At 69.4% G+C, this 23,076-nt stretch carries 22 protein-coding genes; 13 read left to right on the forward strand and 9 right to left on the reverse strand.

Features of this window, described 5'->3' with window-relative positions; genetic code table 11:
• Nucleotides 1–14: 14 nt before the first annotated feature.
• Nucleotides 15–1,070, reverse strand: a complete 1,056-nt coding sequence (gene pdhA / locus PW734_01535; GenBank protein ID MDE1169884.1) for a pyruvate dehydrogenase (acetyl-transferring) E1 component subunit alpha — start codon at nucleotides 1,068–1,070, stop codon at nucleotides 15–17.
• A 99-nt stretch (nucleotides 1,071–1,169) separates the two neighbouring features.
• On the opposite strand from pdhA, the gene PW734_01540 reads away from it, so the two are divergent.
• The 10 genes from PW734_01540 to PW734_01585 are packed head-to-tail and all read left to right on the forward strand — an operon-like array spanning nucleotide 1,170 to nucleotide 10,314.
• The gene (locus PW734_01540) at nucleotides 1,170–2,057 is read left to right on the forward strand and encodes a serine O-acetyltransferase (protein ID MDE1169885.1); all 888 of its coding nucleotides are present in this window, start codon (nucleotides 1,170–1,172) and stop codon (nucleotides 2,055–2,057) included.
• 6 nt (nucleotides 2,058–2,063) lie between these two features.
• Nucleotides 2,064–2,846: a dienelactone hydrolase family protein gene (locus tag PW734_01545; GenBank protein MDE1169886.1), complete on the forward strand. Its 783-nt coding sequence runs from the start codon at nucleotides 2,064–2,066 to the stop codon at nucleotides 2,844–2,846.
• Nucleotide 2,847: 1 nt separating this feature from the next.
• Nucleotides 2,848–4,014, forward strand: coding sequence for a cysteine desulfurase family protein (locus PW734_01550; GenBank protein MDE1169887.1), 1,167 nt, complete (start codon nucleotides 2,848–2,850; stop codon nucleotides 4,012–4,014).
• 7 nt (nucleotides 4,015–4,021) lie between these two features.
• The gene (locus tag PW734_01555) at nucleotides 4,022–5,068 is read left to right on the forward strand and encodes a polyprenyl synthetase family protein (protein MDE1169888.1); all 1,047 of its coding nucleotides are present in this window, start codon (nucleotides 4,022–4,024) and stop codon (nucleotides 5,066–5,068) included.
• Entirely contained in the window at nucleotides 5,065–5,970 is a 906-nt protein-coding gene (locus PW734_01560) for a phytoene/squalene synthase family protein (GenBank protein ID MDE1169889.1), read from the forward strand. The genes PW734_01555 and PW734_01560 overlap by 4 nt, the downstream gene beginning before the upstream one ends.
• Entirely contained in the window at nucleotides 5,952–6,689 is a 738-nt protein-coding gene (locus PW734_01565; GenBank protein ID MDE1169890.1) for a lysophospholipid acyltransferase family protein, read from the forward strand. Before PW734_01560 ends, PW734_01565 begins: the two co-directional genes overlap by 19 nt.
• Before the next feature lie 3 nt (nucleotides 6,690–6,692).
• Nucleotides 6,693–7,325, forward strand: a complete 633-nt coding sequence (locus PW734_01570; GenBank protein ID MDE1169891.1) for a phosphatase PAP2 family protein — start codon at nucleotides 6,693–6,695, stop codon at nucleotides 7,323–7,325.
• Nucleotides 7,326–7,334: 9 nt separating this feature from the next.
• Nucleotides 7,335–8,546: an amidohydrolase family protein gene (locus PW734_01575; protein ID MDE1169892.1), complete on the forward strand. Its 1,212-nt coding sequence runs from the start codon at nucleotides 7,335–7,337 to the stop codon at nucleotides 8,544–8,546.
• Nucleotides 8,543–9,199 carry an SDR family oxidoreductase gene (locus PW734_01580; protein ID MDE1169893.1) on the forward strand — a complete coding sequence of 219 codons (657 nt, stop codon included), beginning with the start codon at nucleotides 8,543–8,545 and terminating at the stop codon, nucleotides 9,197–9,199. Before PW734_01575 ends, PW734_01580 begins: the two co-directional genes overlap by 4 nt.
• A 14-nt stretch (nucleotides 9,200–9,213) precedes the next feature.
• Nucleotides 9,214–10,314, forward strand: a complete 1,101-nt coding sequence (locus tag PW734_01585) for an 8-amino-7-oxononanoate synthase (protein ID MDE1169894.1) — start codon at nucleotides 9,214–9,216, stop codon at nucleotides 10,312–10,314.
• Here PW734_01585 and PW734_01590 read toward each other — a convergent pair.
• Both PW734_01590 and PW734_01595 read right to left on the reverse strand, forming a co-directional pair.
• A complete protein-coding gene (locus PW734_01590) occupies nucleotides 10,311–11,126 on the reverse strand; it encodes a hypothetical protein (GenBank protein ID MDE1169895.1) in 816 nt (271 codons plus the stop codon). The two genes, PW734_01585 and PW734_01590, sit on opposite strands and share 4 nt — an antisense overlap.
• 85 nt (nucleotides 11,127–11,211) lie before the next feature.
• Complete coding sequence (locus PW734_01595; protein MDE1169896.1) at nucleotides 11,212–12,558, reverse strand: outer membrane beta-barrel protein; 1,347 nt, start codon at nucleotides 12,556–12,558, stop codon at nucleotides 11,212–11,214.
• Between the two features lie 97 nt (nucleotides 12,559–12,655).
• On the opposite strand from PW734_01595, the gene PW734_01600 reads away from it, so the two are divergent.
• Nucleotides 12,656–15,334: a glucosidase gene (locus PW734_01600; protein ID MDE1169897.1), complete on the forward strand. Its 2,679-nt coding sequence runs from the start codon at nucleotides 12,656–12,658 to the stop codon at nucleotides 15,332–15,334.
• A 13-nt stretch (nucleotides 15,335–15,347) separates the two neighbouring features.
• Here the strand turns inward: PW734_01600 and PW734_01605 are convergent, their stop codons facing one another.
• Genes PW734_01605 through PW734_01615 form a run of 3 tightly spaced genes read right to left on the reverse strand, consistent with a single transcriptional unit; the run spans nucleotide 15,348 to nucleotide 17,329 of the window.
• Nucleotides 15,348–15,842, reverse strand: a complete 495-nt coding sequence (locus tag PW734_01605; GenBank protein ID MDE1169898.1) for a hypothetical protein — start codon at nucleotides 15,840–15,842, stop codon at nucleotides 15,348–15,350.
• Nucleotides 15,843–15,886: 44 nt separating this feature from the next.
• Nucleotides 15,887–16,207 carry a multidrug efflux SMR transporter gene (locus PW734_01610; GenBank protein ID MDE1169899.1) on the reverse strand — a complete coding sequence of 107 codons (321 nt, stop codon included), beginning with the start codon at nucleotides 16,205–16,207 and terminating at the stop codon, nucleotides 15,887–15,889.
• A gap of 3 nt (nucleotides 16,208–16,210) precedes the next feature.
• Nucleotides 16,211–17,329: an LptF/LptG family permease gene (locus PW734_01615; protein MDE1169900.1), complete on the reverse strand. Its 1,119-nt coding sequence runs from the start codon at nucleotides 17,327–17,329 to the stop codon at nucleotides 16,211–16,213.
• A gap of 84 nt (nucleotides 17,330–17,413) precedes the next feature.
• On the opposite strand from PW734_01615, the gene PW734_01620 reads away from it, so the two are divergent.
• Complete coding sequence (locus tag PW734_01620; GenBank protein ID MDE1169901.1) at nucleotides 17,414–18,823, forward strand: cytochrome ubiquinol oxidase subunit I; 1,410 nt, start codon at nucleotides 17,414–17,416, stop codon at nucleotides 18,821–18,823.
• A complete protein-coding gene (cydB, locus tag PW734_01625; GenBank protein ID MDE1169902.1) occupies nucleotides 18,813–19,835 on the forward strand; it encodes a cytochrome d ubiquinol oxidase subunit II in 1,023 nt (340 codons plus the stop codon). The genes PW734_01620 and cydB overlap by 11 nt, the downstream gene beginning before the upstream one ends.
• Here the strand turns inward: cydB and PW734_01630 are convergent.
• Genes PW734_01630 through PW734_01640 form a run of 3 tightly spaced genes read right to left on the reverse strand, consistent with a single transcriptional unit; the run spans nucleotide 19,829 to nucleotide 23,045 of the window.
• The gene (locus tag PW734_01630) at nucleotides 19,829–21,166 is read right to left on the reverse strand and encodes a CCA tRNA nucleotidyltransferase (protein MDE1169903.1); all 1,338 of its coding nucleotides are present in this window, start codon (nucleotides 21,164–21,166) and stop codon (nucleotides 19,829–19,831) included. The two genes, cydB and PW734_01630, sit on opposite strands and share 7 nt — an antisense overlap.
• Nucleotides 21,163–22,155 (reverse strand): lysylphosphatidylglycerol synthase transmembrane domain-containing protein, encoded by a 993-nt coding sequence (locus tag PW734_01635; GenBank protein ID MDE1169904.1) that lies wholly within the window; start codon nucleotides 22,153–22,155, stop codon nucleotides 21,163–21,165. Before PW734_01635 ends, PW734_01630 begins: the two co-directional genes overlap by 4 nt.
• Nucleotides 22,131–23,045: a TIM barrel protein gene (locus tag PW734_01640; protein ID MDE1169905.1), complete on the reverse strand. Its 915-nt coding sequence runs from the start codon at nucleotides 23,043–23,045 to the stop codon at nucleotides 22,131–22,133. The genes PW734_01635 and PW734_01640 overlap by 25 nt, the downstream gene beginning before the upstream one ends.
• Nucleotides 23,046–23,076 lie beyond the last annotated feature (31 nt).

Genomic DNA, 23,076 nt, shown 5'->3' on the forward strand with positions numbered 1-23,076 from the left:
TCGGGAAGGTCTTTCTAGAAGTGGTTGTAGTTGCCGCGCGGGATCTCGGGGATCTGGTCCTCCGGGGACAGCATGTCGTCGTAGATCTCGGAGGGATCGGGCTCCGGGCTCTGCTCGGCGAAGTCGTAGGCTTCCTGGACTTCCTGCTTCACCTCTTCGTCGAGCTTTTCCAGATCGCCCTCGTTCTTGACGACCTTCTGCTCCAAGAGGCGGGCCTTGTAGAGGAGGATGGGGTCGGACTCCTTGTGCTTTTCGATTTCTTCCTTGGTCCGGTAGTTGCCGGGGTCGGACATGGAGTGGCCGCGGTAGCGGTAGGTCCGGATCTCCATGAGGGTGGGCATGCTCTCCGTGCGGGCCAGGGCGACGGCCTCGGCGGTCTTCGCCCGGACGTCGTCCAGGTCCATGCCGTTGGCGACCAGGCCGGCCATGTCGTAGCCGTGGGCGCGGTTGACCAGCGGCAGGCCGGCGGAGGAGCGGGCCAGGCTGGTGCCCATCGACCACTCGTTGTTTTCGATGATGTAGATGATGGGCAGCTTCCACAGGGCGGCCAGGTTGAGCGACTCGTGGAAGGGGCCCTGGTTCACCGCGCCGTCTCCCAGGTAGCAGAGGGTGACGCGCTGGGTGCCCAGATACTTCTGGGCAAAGGCCAGGCCTGCGCCGAGCGGCGTCTGCCCGCCGACGATGCCGTGGCCGCCGTAGAAGTGCTTTTCCTTGGAAAAGAAGTGCATGGAGCCGCCCTTGCCCTTGGAGCAGCCGGTGGCCTTGCCGAAGAGCTCGGCCATGCACTCCTTCGGAGTCATGCCGCGGGCCAGGGCGTGGCCGTGGTCGCGGTAGGCGGTGATGACGGCGTCATCCGGCTGGAGGACGGAAATGGTGCCGACGCCCAGGGCTTCCTCGCCGATGTAAAGGTGGCAAAAGCCCTTGATCTTGCTCTGGGTAAAGGCCTGGGCGGCCTTTTCCTCAAAGCGGCGGATGAGCAGCATCTGGCGGTAAAGCCGGAGCTTTTCCGCAGGCGGCAGTTCCAGAGAAGAACCTTTTTGGGGAGCGGACTTGGTCTCGGCGGAACTCATATACGGCGGAGAGTATGGCGGGGGACAAGGCGCTTTTCAAGCACGTCGCGTAATAAGAGAAGGGATTGATCGTTTTAGGATACCTACTAGGTTCAGGCCATGGCCGAAACCCGCCGCAGCCCCCTGGACGCCCTGCTCGATTCCTACGCGGCCTGCGGAGGGATCAACCACCTGCAGGGGGCCAATCTTCCCTCCCGGGCCGCCGTCGGCGCCCTGACGGAGGAGCTGCTCCACCTCCTCTTTCCCGGCTTTTTCTCCGGGCAGGCCCTGGCGCCCCGGGAGGTCCCGGCCTTCCTCTCCGGGCTCCTCGACTCCCTCCGGCCCCGGCTGGAAGTGGAGATCGCCAAGAGCCTGGAATTCGCCGCCCCCGGAGGAGACGCCGCCGCCCTGGCGGAAGACTTCCTGGAGGAGCTGGCACCCCTGCGCGCCATTCTGCAGACGGACGTGGAGGCCGCCTTCGACGGCGATCCGGCCGCCACCAGCACGGAGGAAGTCATGCTGGCCTATCCGGGCATCGAGGCGATCGCCGTCCAGCGGATGGCCCACCTTCTCTATAAGAAAGGGGTCCCCCTTCTCCCCCGCATGATGACGGAGTGGGCCCACGGCCGCACCGGCATCGACATCCATCCCGGCGCGGAGATCGGCACCCATTTCTTCATCGACCACGGGACGGGCATCGTCATCGGGGAAACCTGCAAGATCGGCGACCACGCGAAGATCTACCACGGCGTCACCCTGGGGGCCCGCTCCACCTCCGGCGGGCAGCAGCTGCGCGGCAGGAAGCGCCACCCCACCCTGGAAGACCACGTCACCATCTACCCCGGCGCCACCATCCTGGGCGGGGAAACGGTCATCGGCGCCCGCACGGTCATCGGCGGCAACGTCTGGCTGGTCCAGTCCGTCCCGCCCGATTCCCAGGTCATCCTGCCGGAGCAGCGGATGCAGATCCGCAACCACCACGCCGCCGGCGGCGATTGGGAAATTTAAGCCTTCATGAAAAAGCCCCTCCTGTTCCTCCTCCTGGCCTGCCTGCCCCTGCCCGCCTGGGCCAAGCTCGTCACCCGCGACGTCGACTACGCCGACGAGGCCGGCACCGCCCTGCAGGGCTACCTGGCCTATGACGACGCCGTCTCCGGAAAGCGCCCCGCCGTCGTCGTCCTGCCGGACTGGCGCGGCATGACCGCCACGCCGAAGGAGCGGGCCGACATGCTCGCGCAGCTCGGCTACGTCGCCTTCGTCGCCGATATTTACGGGAAGAGCGTCCGCCCGCAGAGCGTCCCGGAATACGTGGCGCAGATCAAAATCTACAAGGGGGACCGCGCCCTCTACCGGGAGCGCGCCCGCGCGGCCTACAAGGAGCTGCTCCGCCAGCCCCAGGCGGACGCCGCCCGCACCGCCGCCATCGGCTACTGCTTCGGCGGCACGGGCGTCGTCGAGATGGCGCGGGACGGCCTGCCCCTCCTGGGCGTCGTCAGCTTCCACGGCGGCCTGGACGCCCAGCCCAGCCCGGCGGGCAAGGCGATCCGCGCCAAGGTCCTGGCCCTCTGCGGGGCGGACGATCCCATGCAGCCCGCCGTCGACCTCGTCGCCTTCGAAAAGCAGCTGCGGGACGGCGGCGTCGACTACCAGATCGTCTCCTACGGCCACGCCCAGCACGCCTTCACGGACAAGGACGTCGACGCCCTGAAGATCCCCGGCGCGGTCTACGACGCCAAGGCAGACCGCCGCTCCTGGCAGGCGATGCGCGACTTCTTCGAAGAACTCTTCGCCCGGTGACGTGACGACGCGCCTCTACCTGGACCACAACGCCACCACGCCGCTGGACCCCGCCGTCCGCGCGGCGATGGAGCCGTACCTGGGCCAGGGCGGCAACCCCTCCTCCATCCACGCGGAGGGCCGCCGCGCCCGCGCCGCCGTGGACGACGCGCGCGACCGCGTCGCCGCCCTCCTGGGGGCCAAGCCGGGGGAAATCGTCTTCACCTCCGGCGGCACGGAGAGCTGCAACCTGGCCATCCGCGGCCTGGCCCTGGCCTCCGCCGGGGGCGCGCGCGGCCACCTCGTCACCGCCGCCACGGAGCATCACGCCGTCCTGGACTGCTGCCACGCGCTGGAAAAAGAGGGCTGGGCCCTCACCGTCCTGCCCGTCGGCCCGGAGGGGCGGATCGACCTGGCCGCGCTGGAAGCCGCCCTGCGGCCGGACACCGCGCTGGCCACCCTCATGACGGCGAACAACGAGACCGGCGCGCGCCAGCCGGTCGCCGCCGCCGCGGCCCTCTGCGCGGCGCGGGGCGTCCGCTTCCACACGGACGCCGTGCAGAGCGCGGGCAAGGAGCCCCTCCCCGGCACGGGCGGCGGCGTCGTCGCCTTAAGCCTGGCCGCGCACAAGTTCTACGGCCCGGCGGGCGCCGGCGTCCTGCGGCTGCGCGCCGGGGAGCCCCTGGCCCGCCTCCACCACGGCGGCAGCCAGGAGAACACCCGGCGGCCCGGCACGGAGAACGTCGCCGCCATCGTCGGCCTGGCGGAGGCCCTGGCCCGCGCGGAGGTCGCGCGGGAGACGGAGGCGCCCCGGCAGGCCGCCCTCGTCGAGCGCCTGTGGGAGGGCCTGCGCGGCCTGCCCGGCGCGGCCCGCCACGGCGATCCCGCCGACCGGATCTGCAACACCCTCTCCGCCACCTTCGCCGGGCTGGATGGGGAAGCCCTCCTCATGGCCCTCGACCTGGAGGGGCTGGCCCTTTCCTCCGGCTCCGCCTGCTTGGTCGGCTCGGTGGAGCCCTCCCACGTCCTTTTGGCCATGGGCGTGCCGGAGGAGCGCGCCCGCGCCGCCGTCCGCTTCTCCCTGGGCCGCTCCACCACGGAGGCCGACGTCGACGAGGCCGTCCGCCGGACCGCCCGCGTCGTCGCCCGGCAAGCCGCCTTGCAGCGCGGCGGAACCGCCGTAACCTAAGGCTTCCATGACCGCGGCCCTCCTTCCCGACCTGCAGGAAGCCTCCGCGCGGCTGGAGGAGTTCCTCTCCGGCTTCCTCCACCGCAACGCGGAGCGGTACGCCTACGGCGCGCTCTTCGAACCCCTCTACGACGACCTGGCCGAGCACCTCCTCCACCGGGGCAAGCGGCTGCGCCCCCTCCTCTTTCTGGGAACCTACCGGCTCTGCGGCGGCGCCCGCCCGTGGAACGATCCCGGCCTCCTGAGCGCCGCGGCGGCGCTGGAACTCCTCCACTCCTTCATCCTGATCCATGACGACGTGATCGACCGCGCCGAGCGCCGCCGGGGCCGCCCCACCCTGCACCGCCGGATGGCGGAGCGGCTGGGCCGCCTGCCCGGCGCCGACCGGCTGGGGGAAAACCTGGCCGTCGTCCTGGGAGACATGCTCCACGCCCTGGCCGTCGACACGCTGCTGGAGGCCGACTTCCCCGCCCCCGTCCGGGAGGCCGCCCTGCGCCGCTTCCTCCAATACGCCGGGGACACCGGCGGCGGCGAGGCGCTCGACATCCTCCTCTCCACCCAGGACATCGCCCGCGTCACGCCGGAGGAGATCGAGCGGATGTACCACCTGAAGACGACGCGCTACACCTTCGAGGCGCCCCTCCTCCTGGGCGCGCTCCTGGCGGGAGCGCCCGCGGAGACGGCCGAGGCCCTCGCGGCGTCCGCCGAGCTCCTCGGCCTCGCCTTTCAGATCCGCAACGACCTGGAGGAATACGCCCACTTCGACCTGCTCGACCCCGCCCTTCAAACCGACCTGCTGGAGGGGAAGAAGACCCTCCTCCTCCGCGCGGCCTACGAGGGGCTGGGCGAGACCGACCGCTCCTTCCTCCAGCTTTGCCTCGACGCGCCCGGCAGCCGGGGCGTCTCCCTGCGGAAAATCCGCGAGCTGATCGAGAAATCGGGCGCCGCCGCCACGCTGGAGCGGCGGCAGGAGGAACTGCTGGCCCGCGCCCAGGCGGGCCCCGCGCCGTGCGGGGAGGTCGTCTCCCTGGCCCGGCGCATCCTGCGCGGATGAGAGAAGCCGCCGCGCCCCCCCTGTGGCAGGGGGCCGTCGCCTCCGAGGCGGCCTGGGAACGCCTCGTCGCCCCGTGCGAGGAGATGACCCGCCGCCACGCCCGCAGCTTCTACTACGCCTCCCATTCCCTGCCGCGCGGCAAGCGCCAGGCGGCCTACGCCGTCTACGCCTTCTGCCGCCACGTCGACGACGCCGTGGACCTGGCCCCGGACGGCGCCGCCCTGGCCGCCGCTCTCGACCGCCAGCGCACCCTCCTGGACGACTTGGAGCGGGGCCGCGCCGGGAGCCTGCCGTGGGCGCCCGCCTTCATCGCCGTCTGGCGCTGGGCCCGCATCCCGCGCCGCTACCTGGAAGACCTCCTCGCCGGCATGGCCATGGACCGGGGCCGCGTCCGGCTGCAAAACTGGGCCGAGCTGGAACGCTACTGCTACCACGTCGCCGGGGTCGTCGGCCTGGTCATGACCCACGTCTTCCTGCGGGAGCCGGAGGAGCGCCTCCTGCTCCCCGCCCGGGACCTCGGCACCGCCATGCAGCTGACCAACATCCTGCGCGACGTGGGGGAGGACTTCTCCCGGGACCGCGTCTACCTCCCCGCCGACGAGCTGGCCGCCCACGGCGTGACGGAGGCCGACCTGGCCGCGGGCCGCGTCACCCCCGCCTGGCGGGCATTCATGGCCGTCCAGATCGCCCGCGCGCGGGACCACTACCGGCGGGCGGAGCCGGGCATCGACGCGCTGCCGCGCGACGGCACCCGCCGCACCGTCTGGACGATGCGGGAGGTCTACGGCGGCATCCTGGGCCGGATCGAGGCGGCCGGCAGCGACGTCTTCACCCGCCGGGCCCGCGTCGGCGCGGCGGGCAAGGCACTGCTGGCCTTCCGCGCGTGGAGGAAAAGCCGGTGATCCCCGCCCGGCCCAGCCGCGTCCTGGACGCGCTCTTCTACCCCTACCTGCGGCGCAAGCTGCGGCAGCGGTTCCAGAACGTCTACCTGCGCGGGGCCGGCCGTCTGGCCGCGCTCCCGGCGGACCGTCCCGTGATCGCCTACGCCAACCACACGAACTGGTGGGACCTCCTCCTCCTCTACCGCCTGACCCGGGAGATCCCGAAGCGGTGCTACGGCATGATGGAGGAGAAGCACCTCCGCAAGTATCCCTTCTTCCGCGCCATCGGCGGCTTCGGCGTCGACCTGGAGCGGCCCGATCCCGCCGCCCTCCGCTACGCCCTGCGCCTATTGGACGACCCGCGCGCCCTTCTCTGGATCTTTCCCCAGGGACGGCTGGCGACGCCCTACGAGCCCTTGGAAATCCGGCCCGGCCTCCCCTTCCTCTGCCGCCGGGCCCCGCGCGCCGTGATCCTGCCCGTCGCCTTCCGCTACGAGTTCTTCCGGGACGACCTGCCCGTGGCTTTGATCGAAATCGGCGCGCCGCTGGAGAGTCCGGACGCGGAGACGCTCCGCGCGGCGGGCCAGGCCGCCGCCGACCGCCTGGCGGAGGCCGCCCGCGCGCGGGACCTCGCCGGCTTCGCCCCCCTGCTGCCGCCCCGCCTTTCCATCAACAAAAAATGGGAATGGGCCTGCCGCGCCGCGACGGGTAGGCTCCGCGGCTTCGATCCCAGCAATTAGACCATGCACCTGCTCCACACCCTCGACCTCGCCATCCTGCGCCAGATCAACCTGGCCTGGGCCAACCCCTTCTTCGACCGGCTGATGCCGATCGTCTCCGATCCCAATTTCTTCCGCTGGCCCATCCTGATCGCGGCGGTCCTCTTCCTCCTCTTCGGCGGGTTCCGGGGGCGGGTTTTCGTCTTCCTCATCCTGCTGGCCGTGGGCGTGGGAGACGGCGTCATCGTGGAGCACGGGAAGAAATGGGTCCGCCGCGCGCGGCCGAACGAGGCGATCGCCGGGCTGCGCATGCCCAGCCGCCAGGGGCTGAAGGAATCCCAGGTCCTCCCCCATCCCGGGCGGCGCTCCTTCCCCTCCGGCCACACGTGCAACAACGTGGCCCTGGCCGTCGTCGCCTGCGCGGTCTACGGCCTGCGCCGGGCCTGGTGGCTTTGGCTCTGGGCGGCGCTCATGGGCTATTCCCGCGTCTACCTGGCCGCCCACTATCCCACGGACGTCTTCTTCTCCGCCCTCTTCTCCGCCGCCTATACCCTGGCCCTGCTGGCCCTGGCGCGGCTGGCCTGGAACCACTGGACGCCGCGCCGCTGGCGGGCAGCCCATCCGGATTTGTTGCCCCTCTGGGGCAAGGCGGCCTAGTCTTCCCGCATGCTCTACCGCGCCGCCGTCGTCCTGGCCGGGGACGGGATCCCCGTCGCCGACGGAGCCGTGCGCGTGGAAGGGGAGCGGATCGCCGCCGTCGGCCCCGCCGCGGAATTGCCGCCGCTGCCGGGCGAGGAGGTCCGCGACCTGGGCCCGCAGGTCCTCTCCCCCGGCTTCATCAACGCCCACTGCCACCTGGACTACTCCCGCATGCGCGGCCTCCTGCCGGGGCAGCGCTTCGTCCGGTGGATCGAGTCGATCAACGCCCTCAAGCGGAGCTTTTCCGACGACGACTACCTGGAGGCGATCGCCTACGGCTTCACCCTCCTCCAGCAGGGCGGGACGACGACGGTAGCCAACATCGAGAGCTTCCCGGAGCTGCTCCCCCGCCTGGGCCCGCCGCCGATCCGCGCCTGGTGGTTCCTGGAGCTGACCGACCTGCGCCAGCGCGTCCCGCAGGACGAATACTACTTCGGCATGCTCTCCTTCTTTCAGGAGCGGACCGACTGGCTGGGCGGCTTCGGCCTTTCCCCGCACTCCCCCTACACCGCCTCCCTGGACCTCTACCACCTGGCCAAGCGGTGCAGCGAGGAATACGGGATGCCCTTCACCACCCACATCGCCGAATCCCTGGAGGAACAGGAGATGTTCCTCTACGGCCAGGGGCCCCTCTACGAGATGATGCACAAGCTGGGCCGGGACACCTCCGACTGCGGCCAGGGCTCCCCCCTCTCCCACCTGGTCGAGAACGGCCTCCTCACCCCGCGCTGCCTGGCCGTCCACCTCAACTACCTCCAGGAATACGACTGGCCGCTGCTCGTCGCCAGCGGGGCCAGCGTCGTCCACTGCCCGAAGTCCCACGCCTACTTCGGCTACGCCCCCTTCGAGCTGGAGCGGATGCAGGGGGAAGGGATCAACCTCTGCCTGGCCACCGACAGCCTGGCCAGCAACACCAGCCTGGACCTCCGCGCGGAGGCGCGCGCCGCGATCGCCGCGCACCCGGGCCTGACGGACGCCGACGCCTGGCGGATGATCACCCGCAACCCGGCCCGCGCCCTGGGCCAGGCCGGGCGGCTGGGGGAAATCTCCCCCGGCGCGCTGGCCGACCTCGTCGCCTTCCCCTTCCTTCCCCATGGCGACCCGTTCGCCAGCCTGCTGGAATCGGCCGGCAGACCCGGCCTCCTCGTCGTCAACGGCCAGGCCCTCTCCGTGCCATGAGCGGCCGCGCGGTCATCACCGGCGGCGCGGGCCACCTGGCCCGCGCGGCGGCCCACGAGCTGGAAGCGGCGGGCTGGCACGTGGATCGGCCCGGGCGCGAGGCGCTCGACGTCCTGGAGGAAAACTCCGTCGACGCCTATTTCTCCGCGCGCCCGGAGCCCCTGGACCTCCTCATCGCCAACGCCGGGGTGATCGACGACCGCCCCGTCCCCTCCCTGACGGAGGCCTCCTGGGACCGCGTGGTGGGGACCAACCTGCGCGGGGCCTTCCTCTGCGCCCGCGCCGCCCTGCCGCTCCTGCGCGCCGCGCGGGGGCAGATCCTCTTCCTCGGCTCCCGCTCCGCCCGCAGCGGCCCGGCGGGCCAGGCGGCCTACGCGGCGGCCAAGGCGGGCCTCATCGGCTTCTCCCAGTCCCTGGCGCGGGAGTGGGGCCCGGAGGGGATCCGCTGCAACGTCGTCCTTCCCGGATTCCTGGAAACGCGGATGACCGACTCCCTGACTCCGGAAGCCCGCCACCGCGCGCTGGAAGACCACGCCCTGGGCCGCTTCAACACGCCGGAGGAAGCCGCGCGGGGCCTGGCGCTCCTGGCCACCCTTAAGAACGTCTCCGGCCAGGTTTTCCAATTCGACTCCCGCGTCGACCGCTGGTCCTGAACATGGGCTGGGACTTGGAAAACGACCTCGCCGCGCGGGAAGCCGCCGGGCTGCGCCGCCGCCTGGCCCCGCCCGCGGACGGCCTTTCCCGCGCCTTCTGCACGAACGACTACCTGGGCCTCTCCCGCCATCCGCGCCTCATCGAGGCCGCGCGGGAGGCCGCCGCGCGTTACGGCGCGGGGGCGGGCGCGTCCCGGCTGGCGGGCGGCAACCTGGAACCCCACGCCGCGCTGGACGAGGCGCTGGCCGCCTTCAAGGGCCGCCCCGCCGCCCTTTCCTTCTCCTCCGGCTACGCCGCCGCGCTGGGGACGATCCCCGCCCTGGCCGGCAAGGAGGACGCCGTCCTCCTGGACAAGCGGGCCCACGCCTCCCTCATCGACGGCGCGCGCCTCTCCGGCGCGACGCTCCGCGTCTTTCCCCACAACGACCTGGACTACCTGGAAAAGCTCCTGCAAAAAACCGCCGCGCCGAAATACCGGAGGACCCTCATCGTCACCGAGTCGGTCTTCTCCATGGACGGCGACCTGGCCCCGCTGCGCGCCCTGGCCGACCTGAAGGACCGCCACGGCGCGTGGCTCCTGGTGGACGAGGCCCACTCCACCGGCATTTACGGCCCCGGCCGCCGGGGCCTGGCGGAGGCGGAGGGGCTGACCGGCCGGATCGAGGTCCAGCTGGGCACCCTCAGCAAGGCGCTGGGGACCAGCGGCGGCTTCGTCGCCGGATCGCGCGCGCTCGTCGACACGCTCCTGAACCACGCGCGGAGCCTCATCTACTCCACCGGCCCGAATCCCGCCGCCTGCGGCGCGGCCCGGGCGGCTCTGGATCTGGCCGCCTCGGAAGAGGGGGAGCGGCTCTGCCGCCGGCTGTGGGAGAACGCCGCCCGCTTCGGCGCGCTCACGGGGCTCTCCTCCCCTTCCCCCATTTTCCCCGTCCTCTGCGGGGCGGAGGAGCGCGCGGTGGCCGCCCAGGCCGCACTGGCCGCAAAGGGGTTTCAAATTCCCGCCATCCGCTATCCCACCGTGGCGCGGGGGCAGGCCCGGCTGCGGGTGACCCTCACCGCCGCCGCGGCGGAAGGGGAGATCGCGGCGCTGGCCGACGCGCTGCGGAATATTTAGTAGCCGTCGACGCGGGCCGCCGCGGCGGCCTGCGTGCAAAGGCAGGAGACGCCCGGCAGGGCGGCGTTCAGGGCCTTGAGGAATTGGGGCTCCCGCCCCGCGTCGATCATCTGGATGGGGACCATGCCTTCGCGGCCCGCGTCGGCCAGGAGCGCGCCGAAGGCGGCCGCGTCCCCCCGGCGGAGCGCCTCGGCCCCCGCCTCGACCCGCGCGTCCTCCCGGCGGTTCTCGTCGCCGTCGACCGGCGCGATGACGAAGCTGGCCCCGGCGGGCAGCGGCAGATACTCGATCTCCTCCGATCCCTTTTCGATCCGCGCGGCGTGGCCCGCGCGGCCGAAGAAGGGGGAGAGGGTGTCGGCCAGGGCGACGGGGCCGGGCGCGAATTCCTGCAGGGCTTCCTGGACCAGGTGGGCCAGCGCGGCGGCGTCGGGCTCCGGCTGGTCCGGCGCAAAGGCCCGGTGGAGAAAGAGGACGGCGGCGGAGGCCAGCGCGGCGGGGCCGCCCAGCCCCTCCCCGGCGGGCAGGTCGCTCTGGATCGTCAGGTTGGCGCCGCCGACGGGCAATCCCTTGCGGCGGAAGACGGAGAAGACGGCCAGGAGCGGGTCGGCCCACGGCTTTTCCGCCGAGGGTTCCAGGCGGCGGAGCGACCCCTCATACGTCGCCGGGATATCCCGGGCGTAGACCAGGATCTCGTCATTGTCCCGGCGGCTGCCGGAAAGGAGGATGCCCTGCTCGATGGCGATGAAGAGGGCGGGCCCTTCGACGCCGTCTCCCAAGAGGACGGCGCGGCCCGGAGCGTAGCTTTTGATCATACCGGCTTAATTTAAGCCGGGAGGAAAAGCCCCGCAAATGGGGCGATTACTTAGGGAGGTGGACTTAGGCGGCAGCGTGGCCGTCTTAGAAGCTGTACACCACTTCCAGGTCAACCAGCTGGGCGGGGCCGCTGCCGGTGGAGACGGTGCTGGCCACGGTGGGCGTGGAGGCGCTGGGGGAAAGGTCGGTCGCCGTGGCGCCCCAGTCCAGGCGGTATTCGGCGCGGAGCAGGACGTTCTCCCACGCGTTGAATTCCGCGGTAAGGGTGTAGCTGTAGATGTCCTGGCTGCCGGTCAGGTTGCCCGCGTTGATGTTGCGGAATTTCTGCCCATCGTCGCTGTGGATCCAGTCGGCGCGGCCCGCCAGGCTCCAGAGCTTGCTGAACTGGTATTTGGCGTAAAGGGCGGCGCCGGTCCAGGTGGTGTTGTTGTCGCCCGCGCCCGGGACGGAGGTGGCGTAGGAGCCCAGGTCGCCGTTGAAGCCCAGGGAGAGCTTGTTGCCGGCAAACTTCGGCTTCCACTGGCCCCAGACGTCGTAGAGCCAGGCGGTGCGGCGGGAGGCGGTGTAGGCGGAGCCGTCGTTCGGGTTGCCCAGGATGTTGCCGGTGCCGGAGGTGTTGGAGGAGGGGTTGAGGCCGACGTAGCCGCCGTGCTGGAGGTTGGCGTTGCCGCCGGGGGCGGTGAAATTGATGGTGCCCAGGATGCCCGCGCCGTCGGTCCCCGTGGCGTTGCCGAAGGAGGTGCCGGTGGAGCTGTTCCAGCCGTCGACCACGCCGCCCTTCACGTCGATGTTGTCGTTGAACTTGTAGCTGGCCAGGACGCCGGTGTGGAAGTTGGGCGTCAGGGAGTAGAGGTTTCCGTAGGTGATGTTGGCGTTGGAGGGGCGCTCGATCACCTCGTAGCCCAGGGGGGTGGCGAACTTGCCGATGATGAACTTGATGCCGTTGCCGACCGGCGCGTTGAGCTGGACGAAGGCCTGCTCCAGGAAGACGTTGTTGGCGCCGGAGTAGCCGCCGTCGGTCGCGCCGCTGGTGGTGCCGTCGATGGAGGAGCCGTCCTGGCCGACCATGACGTCGGCGCGGAAGCCGGCCGACATCTCGTTCTGGTCGGAAAGGGGCTTTTCCAGGGCCAGCTTCAGGGCGTTGAGGTTGAAGTTGCTGCCCGGCTTGCCGTCGGCAGGGAGGCGGGAGGGGACGGCGCTGGAATTGCCCTGGAAGCCGTAGGTGTAGCTGGCGTCGACGTAGCCGGAGAGGACGATGCCCGGCTTGGACGTGTTCAGATAGATGCCCTGGTCCTGGATGAGCTTCTGCATCTCCTCCTGGCTCATGGAAGAGGAGGCGGCGGCGGGCGCGTTCGTCTCATCCTGGGCCGCCGCCGTGAACGGGGCGACCAGGGCGAGGAAAGCGGCGGCGCGGACGAGGAAGGCTTTCATGGCTTTGGGGGCGGGAAAGGGTGGCGTACCTTCCCGGGGAGTCAACTTTTTCCTGCCGGTTGCGGCCTTCCTCCTTTTGTTCGTATAGTGAACAGGCATGAATCCCGAACAGGAGCGCCTGGACGCCGCCTACCGGAAGGAGAACCCGGAGCCCTGGCTCCGCTGGGGCCCTTACCTAAGCGAGCGGGCCTGGGGAACCGTCCGGGAGGACTACAGCCCCACCGGGGAGGCCTGGGACTATTTCCCCCACGACCACGCCCGCTCCCGGGCCTATCGCTGGAATGAGGACGGCCTCCTGGGCATTTCCGACGACCGGCAGATCCTCTGCCTGGCCTACGCCTTCTGGAACGGCCGGGACCCCTACCTGAAGGAACGGCTCTTCGGCGTCAGCGGGCCGGAGGGGAACCACGGGGAGGACGTGAAGGAGGCCTACTTTTACCAGGACAACACCCCGGCCCACACCTCCCTCTCCGCCCGCTACCTCTATCCCCAAAAGGCCTTCCCCTACGAGGACCTGGTAAAGACCTCCCAAAAACGCACCCGGGAGGAGCCGGAATACGAGATCTGGGAAACCGGCGCCTTCGCCGAAAACCGCTACTTCGAGATCGACGTGGCCTATGCCAAGGAGGGGCCGACCGACCTCCACGTGGAAGTCCGCGTCACCAACCGGGGACCGGAATCGGCCCCCTTCCACTTCCTGCCGACCTTCTGGTTCCGCAACACCTGGAGCTGGGCGAAGGACCGGGAAAAGCCGGTCCTGCGGGCGGGCGCGGGCAACTTCCTGGAGGCCCTGCCCACGGCGCAAAACCGCTTCGCCCCGTACCGGCTTTATTTCGAGCAAGGCGGAGAGGCCCTCTTCGTGGAGAACGAGACGAACACCGCCCGCCTCTACCAGGACGGCAAGACCGGCTTCTTCAAGGACGGCGTCCACGAGTGGCTGGTCGGCGGCAGGAAGGATGCCGTCAACCCGCAGCGGACCGGCACGAAGGCCGCCGTCCACTTCTTCGCCGACATTCCCGCCGGGGAGAGCCGCCTGTGGCGCCTCCGCCTGCGGGAGGAGAAGCCGGAGGAAACGCCCCTGGCCGATCCCTTCTCCCCGGCGGAGGCCGCCTTTGCCCGCCGCCGGGAGGAGGCCGACCGCTTCTACGGCGAGATCCAAAGCGACCACCTTTCGGAGGCCGAACGCCACATCCACCGCCGCGCCCTTTCCGGGCTGCTGTGGAACAAGCAGTATTACCACTTCGTCGTCCACCAGTGGCTGGAAGGAGACGCCACCCAGCCCAGCCCGCCCTACGAGCGCAAATACGGCCGCAACGCCGACTGGCACCACCTTTACAACAGCGACGTCCTCTCCATGCCGGACAAGTGGGAGTATCCCTGGTACGCCTCCTGGGACCTGGCCTTCCACTGCATCCCGCTGGCGCTGGTCGACTCCGAGTTCGCCAAGGGGCAGATCGACCTCCTCCTGCGGGAGTGGTACCAGCATCCCAACGGGCAGCTCCCCGCGTACGAGTGGAACTTCGGCGACGTGAACCCGCCCGTCATCGCCTGGGCGGCCTGGCGCGTCTACAAGATCGAGGCCAAGCGCCGGGGCGGCCGGGCGGACCGCGCCTTCCTGGAGACGGTCTTCCACAAGCTGCTCCTGAACTTCAACTGGTGGGTGAACCGGAAGGACTCCGAGGGGCGCAACATCTTCCAGGGCGGCTTCCTGGGCCTGGACAACATCGGCGTCTTCGACCGCTCCAAGCCGCTGCCCGGCGGCGGCACGCTGGAGCAGAGCGACGGCACCTCCTGGATGGGCCTCTTCGCCATGAACATGACGAAGATCGCCATCGAGCTGGCGCGGGAAAACCCCGTCTACCAGAACATCGCCACCAAGTTCTTCGAGCACTTCCTGGGCATCGCCGAGGCGCTCAACCGCCTCAGCGGCCAGGGGCGCGGCCTGTGGGACGAGGCTGACCAGTTCTTCTACGACGTCCTTTCCATGCCGGACGGCCGCGCGCAGACGCTGCGCGTCCGCTCCCTCGTCGGCCTGATTCCCCTGCTGGCGGTGGAGACGGTGGAGGAGGAGCGGCTGGAGGAGTTCCCGGAATTCCACCGCCGGATGGACTGGTACCTGACCCACCGTCCCGACCTGACCGGCCTCATCTCCCACTGGCAGGAGCCGGGGCAGAAGTCGCGCCGCCTCGTTGCCCTGGTCCGCGGCCACCGGATGAAGCGGCTCCTGGCCCGCATGCTCGATCCCAACGAATTCCTGAGCGACTACGGCATCCGTTCCCTTTCCAAGGACCATGAGGCGAACCCCTACGTCTTCCGCCAGGACGGCACGGAGGCCTGCATCAGCTACGAGCCGGGGGAGTCGACGAGCAACCTCTTCGGCGGCAACTCCAACTGGCGCGGGCCGATCTGGTTCCCGCTCAACTACCTCCTCATCGAGTCGCTGCAAAAGTTCCACCACTACTACGGGGACGATTTCAAGGTGGAGTGCCCGACCGGCTCCGGCCAATACATGACCCTCAAGTGCGTGGCCGACGAGCTCTCCAAACGCCTCATGCGCCTCTTTGAGCCACAGGAAGACGGCGGCGCGGCCTGGATGGGCCAGGGCACGGCGCGGGAGTTCTGGAAAGGGCGGAAGGAAGTCCTCTTCTTCGAATACTTCCACGGGGACACCGGCGCGGGGCTGGGCGCCAACCACCAGACGGGCTGGACCGCCCTGGTCGCCAAGCTGCTGGAGCAGCAGGCGGAACGCCGCGCGGCGGCGGATAAAAAAGGCTAGCCGAGGCCTAGGCCTAGCAGCAGCGGGCGGCCATCAGCAGCGCCTCGGCGACGCGGCGGGCGCCTTCGCCCGCGGGCCGCCGGGTGGAACCGGAGAGGTCCAGGCCGAAGGAGGCCAGGGAGGCCTTCAAGTGGTCATGGCGGGCCTGGACGGACGCCGGGGAGGAGGTGAAGAGGCCGCGCGGATCGGCGCTGCGGCGGATGGCTTCCAGATTTTCCCGGGCCTTGGCCGCGATGGGCTCCCGCAGCGCCTGGGGCGTCTGCTTCCAGACGAGCCGGCCGATCTCCGCGTAATCGGCGCGGGAGGCCTTCGCCAGCATGGAGCGGGAGACGAGGCCGTCGGCTGCGTTCCGCAGGGTGTTGTAAAAGGCGGTGGCCTGGCGCTCGGCGTCGCCGGAGGCGTGGACTTTCTTGGCGTCCAGGATGCGGGGGGCCACGTCGGCCAGGCGGCTGGCGCTAAAGTGACAGTATTGGCTCAGATCGACGCTCTTTAAGGACGGACGGCTCATGGGTACGGAGTAATTCGGCTATTTTTCCCGCGCCGCTTAAAAAATTACTGCGCGCCGCCGAGCCGCAGGGCGACGACGCCGACGATGATGGCCAGGAGGCCGCCGATCTTCACCGGCGTCATCGTTTCCTTGAAGAAATAGTAGCCGATCAGGGAGAGGAGGGCGACGCCGACGCCGCTCCAGATGGCGTAGGCGGTGCTGACCTCCATCCGCTTCACCGTGAAGGTGAGGAAGACGAAGCAGCCGATGTAGCAAACCATCATGGAGGCGACCCACTTGCCGTGCTTGAAGCCGTCGGAAAGCTTCATGGAGGTGGTGCCGCCGATCTCAAAGACGATGGCCAAAGCCAGAAAGAGCCACTTCATAAATTAACGTTGGTTGGCGCGGATGATGAGGACGAAGCCGACGATCTCGAAGACGATGTTCGGCATCCAAATGATGATCTCCGGCAGGAAGTGGGTGCGGGTCTTGAGCGCCTCCGCGACGACGATGACCAGGTAGTAGGTGGTGACGATGCCCAGGGAGAGGGCCAGGCCCACGGAGGTTTCCCGCCGCTGGGCCTGGATGGCCAGCGGGATGCCGACGAGGACGAAGGTGAAGGAGGCCATGGAAAGGGCCAGGCGCTTCTGCAGCTCGGTGAGGAGCGGCGTCATGTTCGGCGTGCGGATGATCTGGAGGGGGTCGAAGATGAGGCGGCCGATCTCCCCCAGGGTCAGGACGCCCACGCTCTTGTGCTCCCGCAGGCGGGCGATGATGGGGGTGAGGGAGATCTGCAGCGGCAGCTGCCGCGCGCGCGTGCCGGAGGAGATGCGGTGGATGTCGTCCGGGGCGACGCTGGAACGCTCGTCCTGCTGCGCGTCGGAAAGGTTCAGGAGGATGCGGTCGTTCGGCAGGTCCGGGACGATCTCCGCGTGGGCGGCGCGGATGGAGCGCAGGACGCGGTTGTGGTCGTCGATCTCCCAGATGTGCAGATCGGTCAATTCCGCCCCCTTGCGCTCGCCGACGTAGAGGCGGAAGCCGTCGAACTCGTCGATGACCCGGCCCGTGGTGAAGAAGCTCAAGGGATCGCTGCGGAGCAGCTCGGCGAAGTTCTCCTTGAACGCCTCGCGGCTGCGCGGGGCCAGGGAGGCGTTGATCCAGAAGGAAAAGAGGCTGAAGAGGAAGGCCAGGAGCATGACCGGCGCGATGAGCGGGGCCAGGCCGATGCCGCTCGACTTGAGGGAGGTCAGCTCCTGGTCGCGCGACAATCTTCCAAACACCAGGAGGACCGCCAGGAGGAGCCCCCACGGCAGGGTGAAGGTGAGGATAAAGGGGATGAGGAGGCAGACCAGCTTCACGATGACCAGGACGGGCACTTCCTTGTTGAGGAGGAGGGCGAAGATGTCCCGGAACGCGTTGGCGATGAGGAGGAAGAGAGTCAGCACGCCCGTGGCCGCCAGCGAGACGACGAGGATCTCCTGGTAGAGGTAGCGGTAAAAGATTTTCACGGGCGATGGCGGACCGTTTCTAATAACTTATTTGGGACCGCTTGTAAGCCTTTAAAAATAGGGTTTTTTGCGCAGGATGTGCCGGTGAGCGTCCTCGTCCTCTCCCGCATCCAGTTCGCCTTCACCATCGCCTTCCACTACATCTACCCGCCCCTGAGCATCGGGCTGGGGGTGCTCCTGGTCCTCATGGAGGGCCTTTGGCTGGCCACGAAGAAGCCGGTCTACCACCAGATGGCCCACTTCTGGACGAAGATCTTCGCCCTCACCTTCTCCATCGGGGTGGCCACGGGGATCGTCATGGAATTCGAGTTCGGCACCAATTGGGCCACCTACTCCCGCTACGTGGGGGACATCTTCGGCAGCGCGCTGGCGGCGGAGGGGATCTTCGCCTTCTTCCTGGAGTCGGGCTTTTTGGCCCTCCTCCTCTTCGGCTGGGACAAGGTGGGGCCCCGTCTCCACTTCTTCGCCACCTGCATGGTCTGCCTGGGGGCCCATTTCAGCGCCGTCTGGATCGTGGTGGCCAATTCCTGGCAGCAGACCCCGGCGGGCTACCACATCGTCGGCGAGGGGCTGCAGGCCCGCGCCCAGGTGACCGACTTCTGGGCCATGGTCTTCAATCCCTCCTCCGTCGAGCGCCTCACCCACACCGTCTGCGGCGCCTGGCAGGCCGGGGCGTGGCTGGCGGTGAGCGTGGCCGCCTGGTACCTGCTGAAGGGGAAGCACACCGACTTCGCCCGGCGGACGATGAAAGTGGGCCTGGGCGTGGCGGTCTTCGCCTCCCTCTTCCAGCTCTACACCGGGCACGAGAGCGCCGACGGCGTCAGCCGCAACCAGCCGGCGAAGCTCGCCGCCTTCGAGGGGCACTTCCCGAAATCGGAGGCCGCGCCGCTGAACCTCTTCGGCTGGGTCGACGAGAAGGGAGAGCGGGTCCGCTTCGGCCTGGCCATCCCCGGCGGCCTTAGCTACCTGATCACCGGCAAGTGGGACGCCCCCGTCACCGGCCTGAACGCCTTCAAGCCGGAGGACCGTCCCCCCGTCCAATTCGTCTTCCAGACCTATCACGCCATGGTCGGCATCGGCATGGCCCTCATCGGCCTCTCCCTCTTGAGCGCCTATCTCCTGTGGCGGGGGACCCTCTTCGAAAAGCGGTGGCTGCTCTGGCTGTTGGTCTTCTCCGTCTTCGGCCCGCAGCTGGCCAACCAGCTGGGCTGGTTCACCGCGGAGGTGGGCCGCCAGCCGTGGATCGTCTACGGCCTGCTGCGGACCTCCGACGCGCTCTCGAAAAGCGTGCAGGCCGGCGCGGTGATCTCCTCCCTCATCCTCTTCTCCCTGGTCTACGCGCTCCTCTTCTCCGTCTTCGTCTACCTGCTCAACCACAAGATCCACGACGGCCCGAGCGAGGCCGACCTGCACCCCGCCGACAAGCTGGCCGGCGTCTCCGCCGCCCAGTTCGACGCGCCGCGCACCCTGGAGGACGAAGACGATGCACGCTGACCTGAACACCGTCTGGTACGTCCTGGTGGGCGTCCTCTTCGCCGGCTACGCCATCCTGGACGGCTTCGACCTGGGCGTCGGCGCGGTCCACCTCTTCACCCGCACGGACGAGGAACGGCGCATCTGCCTCAACGCCATCGGCCCCGTCTGGGACGGGAACGAGGTCTGGCTGGTCACGGGCGGCGGCGCGCTCTTCGCCGCCTTCCCGGAAGTCTACGCCACCACCTTCTCCGGCTTCTACCTGGCCTTCATGCTCCTCCTGGTGGCCCTCATCTTCCGCGCGGTGGCCATCGAGTTCCGCAGCAAGCAGCCGATGCTCTGGTGGCGGCGGATGTGGGACATCGGCTTTTCCGCGGGCAGCCTCCTCTCCGCCTTCCTCATCGGCGTGGCCATGGGGAACGTGGCCTGGGGCGTGCCGCTCGACGCGGAGCACGAGTTCGCCGGGACCTTCCTGGGCCTCCTCCACCCCTACGCGCTGCTCATGGGGATCACCACGGTGGCCCTCTTCATGATGCACGGCTCCATCTACCTGGTCATGAAGACGGAGGGGGAGATCCACGAGCGGGTCCGCCGCTGGATCAACCGCAGCATCATCTTCTTCATCATCTGTTACGGGCTGGTGACGATGGCCTCCCTCCTCTACGTGGAGCCGCTGGTCCGCGCCATCAAGGAGCGGCCCGCCTTCTTCCTCATCGCGATGGCCAACATGCTGGCCATCGCCAACATCCCGCGGGAAATCCAGCGCCGGAACGATTTCCGCGCCTTCCTCTCCTCCTGCGCCTCCATCGTGCTCCTCATGACCCTCTTCGGCATCGGACGCTATCCCTACCTTCTCTTCAGCAACCCGGACCCCTCCCACAGCCTGGACATCTACAACGGGGCCTCCTCCCAAAAGACCATGGGGATCATGCTGGTCATCGCCGTCATCGGCGTGCCGCTGGTGCTGACCTACACGGCCTGCATCTACTGGGTCTTCCGGGGGAAGGTGAAGCTGGACCGGCGCAGCTACTGACGGAGCCCGCGCAGGAAAGCCAGCGCCCCCTCGCGGTCGGCCACCGCCCCCTCCAGCTGCGCTTCCCGCAGCTGCTTGAGGAGGGCGCCCAGCTCCTTGCCCGGCTTGAGTCCCAGCTCCGCCATCACGTCGTGGCCGGTGAGGAGCGGCTCGGGATCGACCTCCTCCGGCGGCATCGTCGCCAGCTTCTCCTTTAAAAACTCGTAGATATCGAGCAGCCCGTGGCTGGAAGAGCAGTCGATCCGGTGCAGCTCCAGCTCCTCCGGGAAGGTCGGGCGGGCCAGGAACCGCTTGAGGGTGGAAAGGCGCATCTGCGGCGCGTCCTTGAACGACATGTGGTTCTCCACGCAGGCGACGACCTGGCCGATCACCTCGTTGCTGTAGCGCAGCCGCCCCAGGATCTCCTCCGTCATCCGCGCGCCGACCGTCTCATGCCCGTTGAAGCGGATGCGGCCCGTGGGGTCGACCTGGAAGGTGGCGGGCTTGCCGATGTCGTGGAAGAGGACGGAGAGAGCCAGGACGCGGGAAGGCTGCGGCGGCAGCTTGGAGAGCATGAGCCGGGTGTGCTTGTAGACGTCCCCTTCCGGGTGGAACTGCGGCGGCTGCTCGACGCCGTGCAGGGCGACGACCTCCGGCAGCACCGCCTGGAGCAGGCCGCTTTGGTCCAGCAGGTCGAGGCCGCGCGCCGGGTCGGGGCCGGTCCAGATCTTGTCCAGCTCCTCCCGGATCCGCTCCGGGCTGACGCCGCCCTCCGCCGCCACGGCCGGGGCGGCGGCGCGGACGGCCTCCCAGGTGGCCGGATCGATCGCGAAGCCGAGCGTGGTGGCGAAGCGGACCGCGCGCAGGAGCCGCAGCCGGTCCTCCCGGAAGCGGGCGGCCGGATCGCCGATGGCGCGCAGGACTTTCCTTTCCAGGTCCGCCTGCCCGCCGACGAAGTCGATCACCTTCCCCGCCACCGGATCGTAGAAGAGGCCGTTGACGGTGAAGTCCCGCCGCTGGGCGTCCTCCTGCGCGGTGACGAAGCGGACCCCCTCCGGGCGGCGTCCGTCCCTGTACTCGAGGTCCTGGCGGAAGGTGGCCACCTCGATCGCGCCCGCCTCCGTCATCACGCCGACGACGCCGAAGCTTTTGCCGATCAGCCCCGTGGTGCGGGGGAAGAGGGCGATGACCTGGTCCGGCACGGCGTCCGTGGCCACGTCAAAGTCGTGCGGCGCGCGGCCCAGGAGCCGGTCCCGCACGCAGCCCCCGGCGAAGTAGGCGGCGTGCCCGGCCTCCTGCAGGCGGCGGACGACCCCGGCGGCCGCGCGCTCCATGAGGGCGGCGTCGCTCACGCCGCGACCTCTTCCAAATGAAGCGGGTGGCGGTAGCGCAGGTAGAAGAGCCCGCCGACGACGCTCCAGAACAGGGTCAGGGCAAAGCCGATGAGGGAGGCGGCCACCGCCGCCTCGTCCGAGACGCCGCCCAGGCCCAGGAAGAGGACGAAGAGGCTCTCCCGCACGCCCAGCCCGGCCACGCTGACCGGCACGGCGATGAGGACGTTGACCACCCCGGCCACCGCCGCCACCACGCCCAGCGAAAGCTCGATCCCCAGGGCGCGCGTCACCGCGTATTGCGCGAAAAGGGTCAGCCCGTGCGAGGCGATGGAAAGGAGGAAGGCCTGCGCGTTGACCCGGCGGGCGCGGGACTGGTGGCGCAGCGTTTCGCCCAGGCGCTCGATCCGCTCGTGAAAGGGAAGGCGCCGCTCCCAGGCGGCGAAGTTGGTGAAGTGCATGAGCCACGGCAGCAGGGCCGCGCCCGCCAGGACGCCGCCGATCCCGGCGGCGATGGCGCAGAAAGTGGCCAGCGCCCGGACGGCGGCGGGCGTGGCCGTCAGGTAGCGATGGTAGACGAAGGCCAGCGCCAGGGTGATGAGGACCAGGGCGACGAGGCCGATGACCCGGTCGACGACGACGGAGAGGCCCGCCGCCCCCTTTTTCCGGGGCGCGCTGCGGACGATGTAGAGGATCTTCACCACGTCCCCGCCGGTCGTCCCCAAAAGGAAGGCGTTGAAGAACTGGCCGATCATCGTCACCTGAAAGACGTGGGAGAAGCCGGGCTCGATGTGGTGGATGCGCAGGAGGCGCTGCCAGCGCCAGGCCGTGAGGGCCAGGACCAGGCCCATCGCCAGGGCGGCCAGGAGAATCCAGCCGGGCCGGTGCCCGGCGCGGGCGAACTCCTCCCCCATCTGCGCCCAGTCGATCCGCCGGGACAGCCACCAGAGGATGCCGCCGGAAATGAAAAGCCGCAGGGCGAGCCCTAGATTGCGGCGGAGGCGGTCCATGATTCCCTACTGTTAATCACTTCCTCCCGGGGGACGCGAGGACTTAATTCGAGCACCCGGACGGCCTCCGCCGGGAGGAGCGGCGCCAGCGCGCCGAAGGGGATCAGGCCCTTGCCCAGGGGCAGGTGGTCCCGGTCGGGCGGGGCGGCGTCGTGGATGTGGCAGCCGATGAGGCGCTCCCGCCGGGCGCGCAGGGTGGCGGCGTGGTCGTGCCAGCCCAGGAACTCCTTCCGCGCCCCGTGGCCGAAGTCGTGCCAGTAGCCCGCCACCTCCGCCGGGAAGTCGGCCAGGAACCGCTCCATCTCCACCTCGTCCGGGAACTCGGCGTAATCCTCCCGGATCTCGAAGCCCAGGCGCAGCTTCCGCTCCTGCGCCGCGGGGGCGATCTTCTCCAGGCAGGGACGGACGCGTCCGTAAATGGTTTCAAAAAGGCCGCGGCGCTCCCGCACCGCCTCCACCTTCAGGCGGCCCGCGTCCTTCGTCAGGACCCGGCCCTTCCGCCACAGGTCCTCCAGGGCCCGGCCCACGCCGCGCGGCCCCGCCGTCCCCAGGTGGAGGACGACGACCGGCGCGCCGACCCGGGCGGCGAAGTCGAGGGTGTCGAGGGTGGCCCGCACCGCCCGCTCCCGGACGGAGGCCCTCTCGTCGGAAAACTCGAAGCAATTGGGCCCCGCGTAGGGCGCGCCGACCGGCACGGGGCAGAAATTATGGACGGAGGCGACGCGGACCACGCCCCCCGCCACCGCCTTGAGGATGCCGGGCCCCAGCTCATAGCCGATCATGTGGCTTAGCTCCGCCCGCTCGAAGCCGAGTTCCCGGATCTCCGCCAGCATCGCCTCCCCATCCCGGTGGCGGGTCGAGTTCCAGGAAGTGGAGAGGGCAAGGGCCATGCGCTGCCGTTGTAATAGCCGAATTATGGGT

Origin of the sequence: Verrucomicrobium sp. (assembly GCA_028283855.1) — a bacterium.
Lineage (GTDB): Bacteria > Verrucomicrobiota > Verrucomicrobiia > Methylacidiphilales > GAS474 > GAS474.

Excerpts from the sequence above, each read along its gene's own strand:
- pdhA (MDE1169884.1), bottom strand. The coding sequence starts at position 1,070 with ATGAGTTCCGCCGAGACCAAGTCCGCTCCCCAAAAAGGTTCTTCTCTG.
- PW734_01540 (MDE1169885.1), top strand. The coding sequence starts at position 1,170 with ATGGCCGAAACCCGCCGCAGCCCCCTGGACGCCCTGCTCGATTCCTAC.
- PW734_01545 (MDE1169886.1), top strand. The coding sequence starts at position 2,064 with ATGAAAAAGCCCCTCCTGTTCCTCCTCCTGGCCTGCCTGCCCCTGCCC.
- PW734_01555 (MDE1169888.1), top strand. The coding sequence starts at position 4,022 with ATGACCGCGGCCCTCCTTCCCGACCTGCAGGAAGCCTCCGCGCGGCTG.
- PW734_01560 (MDE1169889.1), top strand. The coding sequence starts at position 5,065 with ATGAGAGAAGCCGCCGCGCCCCCCCTGTGGCAGGGGGCCGTCGCCTCC.
- PW734_01570 (MDE1169891.1), top strand. The coding sequence starts at position 6,693 with ATGCACCTGCTCCACACCCTCGACCTCGCCATCCTGCGCCAGATCAAC.
- PW734_01575 (MDE1169892.1), top strand. The coding sequence starts at position 7,335 with ATGCTCTACCGCGCCGCCGTCGTCCTGGCCGGGGACGGGATCCCCGTC.
- PW734_01580 (MDE1169893.1), top strand. The coding sequence starts at position 8,543 with ATGAGCGGCCGCGCGGTCATCACCGGCGGCGCGGGCCACCTGGCCCGC.
- PW734_01590 (MDE1169895.1), bottom strand. The coding sequence starts at position 11,126 with ATGATCAAAAGCTACGCTCCGGGCCGCGCCGTCCTCTTGGGAGACGGC.
- PW734_01595 (MDE1169896.1), bottom strand. The coding sequence starts at position 12,558 with ATGAAAGCCTTCCTCGTCCGCGCCGCCGCTTTCCTCGCCCTGGTCGCC.
- PW734_01600 (MDE1169897.1), top strand. The coding sequence starts at position 12,656 with ATGAATCCCGAACAGGAGCGCCTGGACGCCGCCTACCGGAAGGAGAAC.
- PW734_01605 (MDE1169898.1), bottom strand. The coding sequence starts at position 15,842 with ATGAGCCGTCCGTCCTTAAAGAGCGTCGATCTGAGCCAATACTGTCAC.
- PW734_01610 (MDE1169899.1), bottom strand. The coding sequence starts at position 16,207 with ATGAAGTGGCTCTTTCTGGCTTTGGCCATCGTCTTTGAGATCGGCGGC.
- cydB (MDE1169902.1), top strand. The coding sequence starts at position 18,813 with ATGCACGCTGACCTGAACACCGTCTGGTACGTCCTGGTGGGCGTCCTC.
- PW734_01635 (MDE1169904.1), bottom strand. The coding sequence starts at position 22,155 with ATGGACCGCCTCCGCCGCAATCTAGGGCTCGCCCTGCGGCTTTTCATT.
- PW734_01640 (MDE1169905.1), bottom strand. The coding sequence starts at position 23,045 with ATGGCCCTTGCCCTCTCCACTTCCTGGAACTCGACCCGCCACCGGGAT.